Source organism: Fretibacterium fastidiosum (genome assembly GCF_000210715.1).
Lineage (GTDB): Bacteria > Synergistota > Synergistia > Synergistales > Aminobacteriaceae > Fretibacterium > Fretibacterium fastidiosum.
This window is the reverse complement of record NC_021038.1, coordinates 497,799-508,161: the sequence shown is the minus strand read 5'-3', so window position 1 is coordinate 508,161 and position 10,363 is coordinate 497,799. Positions and strand designations below refer to the sequence as shown.

Here is a 10,363-nt window from a genome sequence, read left to right as displayed (position 1 = left end):
CGCAGACGGCGGCACGGTGCAACAAAACTGGAAGGGAGAGGAGCACGTTGGTGAAGAAGTCTACTTTACACACTCGCAGTGTTTCAGGGTTCGTCTTTTTGTTCTTGTTGCTGCTGGCGCTTTTCGCGGGACAGGCAGGCGCCGCAGACACAAAAACGGAAGAGCTGCTGGAGATAGCCGGCAACGCGGGACCCGGAAAGGTATGGCAGCTGATCCAGGACGGAGCGGACGTCAACGCCAAAAACAAAGATGGAGTGACGCCATTGATGCTTGCGGCATACAATAACTCAAATCCAGAAGTCCTGACTACGCTGCTGGAGGCTGGAGCGGACATCAACGCAAGACATGAAGATGGGTCGATGCCGTTGATGTTTGCGGCGATTAAGAACACCCCGGAAGTCCTGAAGGTCTTGATAGAAGCCGGAGCGGACGTCAACGCGAAGAACAAAGATGGGTTGACGCCGTTGATGCTTGCGGTAGGCAACAATCCCAACCCGGAAGTCCTGAAGGTCTTGATGGAGGCAGGAGCAGACATCAACGCCAAAAACAAATTTGATTTGACGCCGTTGATGTTTGCGGCCCTATACAACTCGAACCCGGAAGTCCTGAAGGTCTTGATAGAAGCCGGAGCAGACGTCAACGCCCAAAACAAAGATGGGTGGACGCCGTTGATGGCTGCTGCCTGGCATAACACAAACCCGGAAGTCCTGAAAGTCTTGATAGAAGCTGGCGCGGACGCGAAGGCAAAGAACAACGTGGGCAAAACAGCCCTCGATTACGCGCTGGAGAATGAAAAACTCAAGGACACAGAGGCGCTGAAGCTGCTGGAGGAAAGGACGAATTCATCCCCGACGGAAGAGCTGCTGGCGATAGCCGGCAACGCGGAACCCGAAAAGGTACGGCAATTGATTCAAGCCGGGGCGGACGTCAACGCCAAAAACGAAGATTGGTGGACGCCATGGACGCCGTTGATGTTTGCGGCCAAACAGAACAAAAACCCGGAAGTCCTGAGGGTCTTGATAGGGGCCGGAGCGGACGTCAACGCCAAAAACAGATATGGGTTGACGCCGTTGATGCATGCGGCCGAACAGAACAAAAACCCGGAAGTCCTGAAGGTGCTGCTGGAGGCCGGCGCGGACCTCAACGCAAGACGTGAAAATGGGTCGACGCCGTTGAGAGATGCGGCCCGATATAACACCCCGGAAGTCTTGAAGGTTTTGATAGCGGCTGGCGCGGACGTCAACGCCAAAAACACCGATGGAACGACGCCATTGATGGCTGCTGCGTACAGGAACCCACACCCGGAAGTCCTGAGGGTCTTGATAGAAGCCGGCGCGGACGTCAACGCCAAAGACAAAGATGAGTGGACGCCGTTAATGGCTGCGGCCGAACAGAACAAAAACCCGGAAGTCCTGAAGGTGCTGCTGGAGGCCGGCGCGGACGTCAACGCAAGACGTGAAAATGGGTCGACGCCGTTGATGTATGCGGCCCGAGACAACACAAACCCGGAAGTTCTGAAGGTGCTGCTGGAGGCCGGCGCGGACGTCAACGCAAGACGCGAAGATGGGTCGACGGCGTTGATAGCTGCGGCCCGATACAACCCCCACCCGGAAGTCCTAAAGGTCTTGATAGAAGCCGGAGCGGACGTCAACGCCAAAAACAAAGATGGAGTGACGCCGTTGATGCCTGCGGCCCAAAACAACTCAAACCCGGAAGTCCTGACTGTACTGCTGGAGGCTGGAGCGGACGCGAAAGCAAAGGACAACGAGGGCAAAACGGCCCTCGATTACGCGCGGGAGAATGAAAAACTCAAGGACACAGGGGCGTTGAAGCTGCTGGAGGACAAGGCCGGACAAAATTAAAAGAGAACGAAGGGCCGATGCAGGCCCTCCGTTCACGAGTTTGCTGAGGCTGCTGGATTGAAAACTCAGGCGGCGGCACGGTGCAGGAAAAACGGAGACGGCTCACGCCGTCTCCCTTCATCCCACAGAATCGCAGGACACGCTGGACGAGGCGCCCGACGCCTACAAGCGAATGGAGGACACATCCTGTCTGCCATCCAGGGCACGACGGACGTCGCCGAACGGCTGCAGCCCGCCTGCATTTTCAAAGCTGAGGAAGGAGTAAGGATATGGAAATCACACCGGCCGCACTGAAGGCCGTCGCAGCGTTGAGACACGCGGGGTTCGACGCTTACCCAGTCGGCGGCTGCGTGCGCGACAGCCTCGTCCCGTTGATCGGGACCCCGCAGAACCCGTCCGACCCCGCGTCGGTCCGGGCGATACTCGACTGCGCGCCGTCGGACTGGGACATCGCCACGAATGCGGCGCCGGAACACGTCCGAAGCATCCTCGGCGGGCGCCTCGCCGCGAAGCCCGGACTGCGGCACGATACCGTCATGACGTCGGTGGACGGGACGCCTGTCGAGATAACGACGTTCCGCGGCGGTGCCGCGACGATCGAGGAGGACCTCGCCTGCCGAGACTTCACCGTCAATGCTATGGCGCTCAATGCCGATGGCCGGTTGCTCGACCCGTTCGGCGGCGCGAACGATATCCGGTCCGGAGTGTTGCGCGCGGTCGGGGATCCGGCCGAACGGTTCCGAGAGGACGGGCTGCGCATCCTCCGCGGGCTTCGGTTCGCCGCCGTGTTCGGTTGGGACATCGAGCCCGACACGGCACTCGTCATGCACATGGAGAAGGACCTGCTAAGGGACATCGCGGTGGAGCGGACGCGCGCGGAGCTGGTGAAGATGCTCTGCGGTGTGCACGTCGGGCCTGTGCTGCGCAAGTTCTGGAACGTACTGTCCGTCGCGGCCCCGGAGATCGCGCCGACCGTCGGGTTCCGGCAGAACAACCGTCACCACCACCTCGACGTCTGGAAACACACCATCGCCGTCGTGGAGGCAGCGCCGGCAGTCCCGATCCTGCGGCTCGCGGCGCTGCTGCACGACTTGGGGAAGCCCGCGTGTTATACTGTCGACGCAGCGGGCATAGGACACTTTTACGGGCACGCCGCGCGAAGCGCGGAGATTGCGAGAGATATCATGGCGCGTCTACGGTTCTCCGACGAGATACGGCGGCGCGTCGTGACGCTGGTGGAGCACCACGGCGACATCCTGACGGACACCCCGTCGCGCCGAACGGTGCGGCGCATGGTGTCGAACCTCGGGGTCGATGTCTTCCACGACCTGCTGGCGCTGCGGCGGGCGGACATCGCGGGGCACAAGGTGGAGACGTGCGGCAAGGCCATGGCGGCCTGCGTTCGGTTCGAGGAGCTCCTGGCGGAACTGGAGGCGGAGAACGCGTGCTTCTCCTTGAAGGACCTCGCCGTGCGAGGCGGCGACATCATGGAGCTGGGGTACCGCGGACCCGGTATCGGGAAAGCCCTCAGGGCACTGCTGGACGCAGTCGTCGAGGAACGCGTTCCGAACGAACGCGAAGCGCTGCTGGAGCTCCTGCGGCACGACGTTATGCCAGGGCTGGACGGTCCGGCGAGTTGAACAAAGTGGGAAGGGAAAATGTGAGAGACGATACGGCATCTGCCGGGGATGAAAGCACCCGGACTGTCGAACGACCCTAGTAGCCGAGGCGAAAGGGGATTTGCGCTTTTTTACGCATTTCCAGGATGATCGTATGTCCCGCTTGGCATGGTCACCCAGCAAGGGCAATGCGGAACGATCCGGATTCGTAGGAAGGGACAGAACTCCTTGACAAACCCGCCCGTCGAGGTACTATTATGAAGGACGACCCAGGGGAGCAAGCGCTGAGAGGAGGCCGCAGGGCCTCGACCCTGGAACCTGACCCGGATAATGCCGGCGTAGGAAGACGGTCGTGCGTGGAGCCCGCAATGCCCCGCGCCCATCATGCCTCCCACTGGGACGTTCCCTATATCTCAACGTTTGGGAGGTTTTTTCATGTCCAATTCCAATGCAGCCAGCATCCGCAGCGCTACGGCAGCCATGGTCGAGGGGGCCCTCTGCATCGCCCTCGCCGTCGTCCTGTCCAAGGTCAACCTGTTCGCCCTGCCGAACGGCGGCTCCGTCGACGCGGGGCTGGCACCGCTCTTCATCTTCGCCTGGCGCAGGGGCCTGAGGTGGGGCGTCGCGGCCGGAGCGCTGGCCGGCGTCGTCAAGGTCCTGCTGGGCGGCTACATCGTCCACCCCGTGCAGGTCGTGCTGGAGTATCCCCTGGCCTACGCCATGACGGGCCTCGCCGCAGCCTTCTCCTGCAAGAAGCCCTTGGGGCAGGCGATGGGCCTGGTGCTGGGGTTCCTGGCCCAGACGGGCTGCCACGTCGTGGCGGGGGCCATCTTCTTCGCCCAGTACGCGCCCAAGGGGCAGAACCCCTGGGTCTACTCCCTCCTCTACAACGCTCCCACCCTGGGCGCGAAGTACCTCCTGTCCGCTGTGGCCGCGTGGCTGCTCTGGAAGGCGCTGGAACGGGCCCTGCCGAAAAGGTAGTCAGCCGGGCCGCAGCGGCGCCTGATAGCAAGGGGGGCGGCGCACCGCCCCCCCACATTCGCGCTATAATTTCACCGGGCCGCCGGGCAGGAGGACCGCCATGGGCACCGCGGGCAGTGCTCCTCCCGCGGAGGCAGGTCCCGCACGGCCCCCAGACGGGCCGCGGCACGCACGCGGCCCTCGATCGCCTCCCAGTCCTCGACCTTCCGCATCCGCAGGGGACTCCTCTCCCTCAGGAACACGAGCCCCGCCTCCACCCGTCTGCAGGGCGCCCCGGCCAGCTCCGCGCCCTTCCGAGCCGCCAGGGCGTAGAGGTCCAACTGCGCGCTATAGAGCTCCTCCGGAGCGTTTTGCATCAGCGTGACTTTGTAGTCCAGAACGCGCCAGATCTCCCCCTCGCGCCACACCACGTCCATGGCCCCGGAGAGGGCCAGCCCCCCCACCTCCACCCTGAAGCCCGCCTCCCGTCGCGCCCCAAGGGGCAGCGCGCCCCGCACCATGACCCCAGCCTCGGAGCCGACAAAGTGCAGGAGCCACGGGCGAAGGGCGTTTCGGTTTTCCTCCTCCCGCCACACGTCCCGAAGCAGCGTCGGCAGGGACCGCAGCGCCCTGGGGTCCGTCAGCCAGCGTTCCAGCTCCGCCTCGGCGTCGCCCTCCGCGGAGGGCCACCGCGCCAGGATCCAGTGCGCCAGACTGCCCAGGTCCGACCCGCCGCGCCCGTCCTCCTCCGCCGCGCCCCGCGGCGCCTCCCAGGCCAGGTCCAGCCCCTGCCGGTAGCGCCGCCGCCAGGCCAGAGGACACCACTCCATCAGGGAGAAGGACGTGGCGGACAGGACCGCCAGCTCCCTCGTCCCCGAATCCGGACGCGCCACAGCGACGGGGGCCGGCGTCGGCACGGCCCGCTGGGGCTTTCCAGCGGGCTGGGCCCCATCGCCGGAGGGGATCAGCTCCACGTCAGGGCCCGTCAGGTCCGGGCCGCAGTCGCCGCGCCCCTGCATCCAGTCCAGCACGATGCTCGTCCAGCCTCCCTTCTCCGCCGGCGCGCTCCCCTCTTTCCCGAACGTCACGAGGCCGCAGTGGATCAGGGAGTCCTGCGCCCGGGTCGCCGCCACGTAGAGGAGGCGCAGGTCCTCCTCCCTCTCGCCCTGGCGCGTCAGCGCCCGTTCCCAGGCCATGCTCAGGGGCTCACGGGCAGAGGGCCGGGACGCGGACAGCTCGTCCGGCAGGTCCGCGAAGGCCGCGCCCAGCGTCCGCGACGGGCAGAGCGTGCGGGGCCTCCTCCGTTTCGCGGTGTCGAAGATCGCCACCACGGGGTACTCCAGCCCCTTAGAGGCGTGGACCGTGGACAGCAGGACGGCGTTCACGCCCTCGCCGTGCCAGGCCGGCTCCTCCATGTCCACGCCGCGGCGCAGTGCGCGGTCCATCCAGTCCGCGCAGGCGGCCAGGCTGGAGGCGCTCCCCCGCTGGAAGGAGCGCGCGATGGCCACGGCCCGGCGGACGTTCCTCAGCGCGCGCAGCCTCTCCTTCTCAGGGAGGTTCGCCAGCCAGCGCCGGTCCCGGTCCAGGGGGGACAGGATCGCCGCGGGACCGTTCCTCCGGCCGATGAGGGAGGTCCTCTCCAGGCGGGCGGCCGCATCGGGAAGCGCCTCCTTCAGGGCTTCCATGACCCCTCGTCCGGTCCGGAGCGTCCCTCCGATCCGCTCGAGGCAGCGCCGGGCCTCGTCGATCGGGACGCCGGAGAAGGGCGACATCAGCCAGCCGAACACGGCCGCGCCGTCCTCCCAGTCCTCCGCCGCGCGCAGGAGGCAGATCACGTCCGTCACCTCCCCGCGGCTGAAGTAGTCCCGGCTGCGGTCCTGCACGGCGGGGACCCCCGCCGCGGCGAAGGCGTCCTCCAGGAGCTCGTGGCTTCCCCGCGTCCGCGCCAGGACGGCGAAGTCCCCGTACCGCAGGGGGCGGAGGGCGTTCAGCCCCTTGTCCCACACGGTGCGGCCCTCCTCCACCCAGCGGGCCACGCGGCGGGCCAGCGCCCCGGCCAGTCGCCTTCGGGCCCCCAGGACCGCGCGCCCCTCCTTCACCGCCAGCAGGACGGAGAAGGGTGCCGTCGTCCCGGCTCCCCGCTCTCCGGACCCCGCCGGAGACAGGGGCTCGAACTCGAGGCGCGACATCGCCTCCGAGGTCCCCAGCCCGTCGCGCCAAATATGGGCAAAGAGGTCGTTGAGCCGCGTCAGGAGCGCTCCCCGCGTCCGAAAGCTGACGTCCAGCGTCACCCGCGCGTCCGCCCGGCCGATGGCCTCGGCGAACAGGGAGGGTTCCGCGTGGCGGAAGCCGTAGATCGACTGCTTGGGGTCCCCGACGGCGAAGAGCGAACGCACGCCCTCATGCCGCAGCGTCTCGATCATGCCAAACTGCAGCGGGTCCGTGTCCTGAAACTCGTCCACCAGGATGTGGCGGAAGGTCCGCTGGGCCTTCCCGGACTCCACGGCCGCCCTGGCCTGAAGGATCATGTCGGAGAAGGAGAGCAGGCCCCGCCGGCGGCGCTCCGCGTCCCACAGCCCCCAGGCCGCCGCGCAGAACCGAAGCAGGGCGGACCGCATGAGCCGTTCCGGCTCCGGCAGGGGCGCGTCCGGCGACGGGGCGGAGAGCGCCGGGGTCCCCTCGTCCTCCTCCGCCTCCTGCCACGCGCCAAGCGTCGTCCCCAGCACTTCCTTCACCTTCTTCAACAGGCCGCTGTTCCCACCCTTGAGGCGCTCCCGATCCATGACCTCCAGGTAGAAGGTGCGGAGCTCGTCGTCCGCCGCCTCCGGCCCCGACAGCCGACCCTCCCAGCGCTCCATGAATTCCATCAGGAGCCGGTCGGGGACGTTCCTGCCGCTGGCCTGAGCCGCCGCCCCCGCGGCGCGGATGTCCTCCGCCAGGGCGTCGAAGACGTCGCGCCACGTCGCCCAGGCACGGCGCCACGAGAGGCGCAGCAGCGCCAGGACCTCCCGGCCCGCCGCCCGCGCCTGGGGGTCGTCCTCCCTCAGAGCCTCATCGCCCCAGCGCATCATGTCCTCCCAGCGGTGCCCCAGGTCCGCGTGGAGCTCCGCCGCCTCCCGCGCCAGGTCCTTCAGCGCCTCGGCCCCCCATCGTCCCACGGCGGCGGAGATCAGCGGGTCCTGGTCCAGCTCGCGGGCAACAGCCCGAAGATGGGAGCTCCCGCAGGCGTCGGCCAGCTCTCCCAGGCCGGCCTCCTCCAGGGCGTCGCGCACCCGCGCCCAGAAGCGCTCCGTCTGAGGTCCGGAGACCACGGCGGAGCGCGGATCGACGTCCAGCGCCAGCCCCGACTCCCGGACGAGGCGGGCGGCAAAGGCGTGGATCGTCGAAATCCACGCCTCGCTGAAGCCCTCCAGAACCTCCCGACGACGCTCCTGACTGACGGGGGCGTCCGGCACGTCCATCAGGGCACGGACGCGATCCTCGATGCGGCGGCGCATCTCCCCGGCGGCGGCGTCCGTGTAGGTCAGGGTCAGGATGTCGCAGGGCAGGCAGTCCGCGTCCGTCAGGAGCAGGCGCGCGTAGCGGTTGGAAAGGACCCAGGTCTTGCCTGTCCCGGCCCCGGCCCCCACCGTGATGAGGCCGTCGGAGGACGTGACCGCCGCACGCTGGCCCTCCGGCGTCCCATCGGGCAGCAGTGCCCCGTCCCAGAAGCTACTCGCGGCGTCCCTGTCCATAGTCGCGGAACCTCTCCCGCGCAGCCAGCAGGTCCGAGGAGGAGAGCAGCGCCGGCGTGCCGACGGCCGCCGCGTGGACCAAAACCTCGCAGGCGAACTCCAACTGTTCCGCCAGGGCGAAGGCATGGCCAACGTCCGACCCTGCGGCCAGGACGCCATGGTTCCCCAGCAGCACCGCAAAGCGTCCCCGCATCCCCTCACAGGCCGCCTCCGCCAGCTCCCGGGTGCCAAAGGGGTAGTAGGCCGTGCAGCGCACGTCGCCGCCGGCCAGGGCTGCCGCGCAGTGCACGGGCGGCAGCCCCCCCGCCTGGGCCTCCCGCGTGCAGGAGACGGCCGTGGCGTAGACGGAGTGGGTGTGCACGACGGCCCCGACGTCCTCCCGTTCGAGGTAGATCAGGCGGTGCATCTCCACCTCGCTGGAGGGCCTGCGGGCTCCGTCCGCGACGTTCCCTTCCATGTCCAGGACCACCACGTCCTCCGGCCTCGTCTCGAAGTAGTCCATGCCGGAGGGACTGACGGCAAACAGCCGCCTCTCCCGGCTCAGGACGCTGACGTTTCCCCCCGTGCCCCGCGTGAGGCCGCGCTCCACCAGCCTGCGGCCGTACTCCACGACGGCGTTTCGTTCGCGTTCGAGCAGCGTGACGATCTCCCCCTTCCTGCTTCCTGTAATTAAATTATAGCGGACGGGACGCCCCATCTGTTAGAATAGGTTTACGCCCTGAAGAACGAGCCGGTCCCCTTGAGGGCCGCCGGCCTGACGAAGAAGCAAAGGAGTGACGAACATGCAGCAGCTCTATGCGACGTGGCGAATGGACTACATCAGCGCTCCCAAACCCGAAGGGGAGGGCTGCATCTTCTGCGCCTTCCCGGCGGAGCGCCGGGACGAGGAACGCTTCATCCTGCACCGCGGCGAAGCCTGTTACGTGATCATGAACCTCTACCCCTACAACCCCGGGCACATGATGGTGCTCCCCTTCCGGCACACCAGCGACTACCAGTCCCTGACCGAGCAGGAGGTGCGGGAGATGCACCGCTTCACCGCCCACGCGGTGAAGGTGCTGGGCAAGCTGATGCACCCGGACGGCTTCAACCTGGGCATGAACCTGGGGAAGCCCGCGGGCGCCGGCGTGGCCGGGCACCTGCACCGCCACATCGTTCCGCGCTGGACGGGCGACTGCAACTTCATGCCCGTGCTCTCCGAGACGCGCGTGGTGTCCGAGGCCATCGAGGACACCTACCGCCGCCTGCGGACGGTGTGGAACGAGGAGATGATGGTCTGACGTGCCCGGAAGAACCGTTCCGGACGAGTACCTGGAGCCCCTGTCGTCGGCGGAGGCCGAGACGAAGGTCCGGCGCTCGATCTTCATCGCCCGACTCGACCCCTGCCGCAGCGAGGGGGAGGCCCGGACCGCCCTGGCCCGGGTGCAGGCCGCGCACCGCGACGCGACCCACAACTGCTGGGCCTGCCTCTTGGGCCCGGACCCGGCGGTCGAGTTCAGCAGCGACGCCGGAGAGCCCTCAGGGACGGCGGGACGCCCCATCCTGGGGGCCTTGAAGCGCTCCGGCATGGTGAACCTCCTCGTCGTCGTGACGCGCTACTTCGGCGGCATCAAACTGGGCGTTCGTGGGCTCATCGAGGCCTACAGCGGCGCGGCGGACCTGGCCGTAGCCGCTGCTTGTCCCGTGCGGCGTGTCCTGTCGCGCCCCCTCTCGGTGCGCCTCCCCTATCCCGCCATCGGCCCGGTGACCCGCCTCCTGGAGGACTGGGGCGCCGGGGAGGAGGCGCAGTGGACCTACGGCGAGGAAGTCCTGGTCCACACCCGCGTCCCGCGCTCGCGCGCGGCGGGGCTGGCCGCGGCGCTCTCCGAGATGGCGGCCTGCGGAACGGTCCTGGCGTGGCGCGACGAGGGCGCCCCTCCGTGAGGCGCCCCGTCACAGGCCCGTGCCGCGCTCGCTGAAGAAAAGCGGCAGCGGCGCCGTTCGCTTTCCCTCACCCGACCTCCCCAACGCGGGACCTCCACGCCAGGCCAACCGATTGCCGGACCTGAGCGACGGGAGGTCCCGCTTCGTTTCCATTCCGGCCTCCGGGAGCACAACGGCTGGCGCCTCCCCGCAGTCGGGCTTCCCGTCATTAAGTCATTAATCAGTAAAGATCAACGGTTTTTTACGCTTATACTAATTTGCGTCT

At 67.3% G+C, this 10,363-nt stretch carries 7 protein-coding genes; 5 read left to right on the top strand and 2 right to left on the bottom strand.

Translation table 11 applies throughout. The features are described 5' to 3' along the window. The 3 genes from SY1_RS02210 to thiT form a co-directional block, all read left to right on the top strand. Positions 1-1,862: ankyrin repeat domain-containing protein (locus SY1_RS02210; protein ID WP_208872595.1), on the top strand; the 1,862-nt coding region annotated here is incomplete at its 5' end. A 269-nt stretch (positions 1,863-2,131) separates the two neighbouring features. Beyond that, a complete protein-coding gene (locus tag SY1_RS02205; protein ID WP_015556038.1) occupies positions 2,132-3,502 on the top strand; it encodes a CCA tRNA nucleotidyltransferase in 1,371 nt (456 codons plus the stop codon). A 414-nt stretch (positions 3,503-3,916) separates the two neighbouring features. Continuing rightward, the gene (gene thiT, locus SY1_RS02200; protein ID WP_015556037.1) at positions 3,917-4,462 is read left to right on the top strand and encodes an energy-coupled thiamine transporter ThiT; all 546 of its coding nucleotides are present in this window, start codon (positions 3,917-3,919) and stop codon (positions 4,460-4,462) included. A gap of 71 nt (positions 4,463-4,533) precedes the next feature. On the opposite strand, the gene SY1_RS02195 is transcribed toward thiT, so the two are convergent. Beyond that, complete coding sequence (locus SY1_RS02195) at positions 4,534-8,175, bottom strand: UvrD-helicase domain-containing protein (protein WP_015556036.1); 3,642 nt, start codon at positions 8,173-8,175, stop codon at positions 4,534-4,536. After that, positions 8,153-8,872, bottom strand: a complete 720-nt coding sequence (locus tag SY1_RS02190) for an L-fuculose-phosphate aldolase (RefSeq protein ID WP_015556035.1) — start codon at positions 8,870-8,872, stop codon at positions 8,153-8,155. Before SY1_RS02190 ends, SY1_RS02195 begins: the two co-directional genes overlap by 23 nt. An 85-nt stretch (positions 8,873-8,957) precedes the next feature. Between SY1_RS02190 and SY1_RS02185 the strand changes: the two genes are divergently transcribed. Next, entirely contained in the window at positions 8,958-9,455 is a 498-nt protein-coding gene (locus SY1_RS02185; RefSeq protein ID WP_015556034.1) for an HIT family protein, read from the top strand. A 1-nt stretch (position 9,456) separates the two neighbouring features. Beyond that, positions 9,457-10,098 carry an IMPACT family protein gene (locus SY1_RS02180; RefSeq protein WP_243440563.1) on the top strand — a complete coding sequence of 214 codons (642 nt, stop codon included), beginning with the start codon at positions 9,457-9,459 and terminating at the stop codon, positions 10,096-10,098. The last annotated feature ends 265 nt before the right edge of the window (positions 10,099-10,363 follow it).

Coding starts and splice junctions, on each gene's coding strand:
- SY1_RS02205 (WP_015556038.1), top strand. CDS start 2,132: ATGGAAATCACACCGGCCGCACTGAAGGCCGTCGCAGCGTTGAGACAC.
- thiT (WP_015556037.1), top strand. CDS start 3,917: ATGTCCAATTCCAATGCAGCCAGCATCCGCAGCGCTACGGCAGCCATG.
- SY1_RS02195 (WP_015556036.1), bottom strand. CDS start 8,175: ATGGACAGGGACGCCGCGAGTAGCTTCTGGGACGGGGCACTGCTGCCC.
- SY1_RS02190 (WP_015556035.1), bottom strand. CDS start 8,872: ATGGGGCGTCCCGTCCGCTATAATTTAATTACAGGAAGCAGGAAGGGG.
- SY1_RS02185 (WP_015556034.1), top strand. CDS start 8,958: ATGCAGCAGCTCTATGCGACGTGGCGAATGGACTACATCAGCGCTCCC.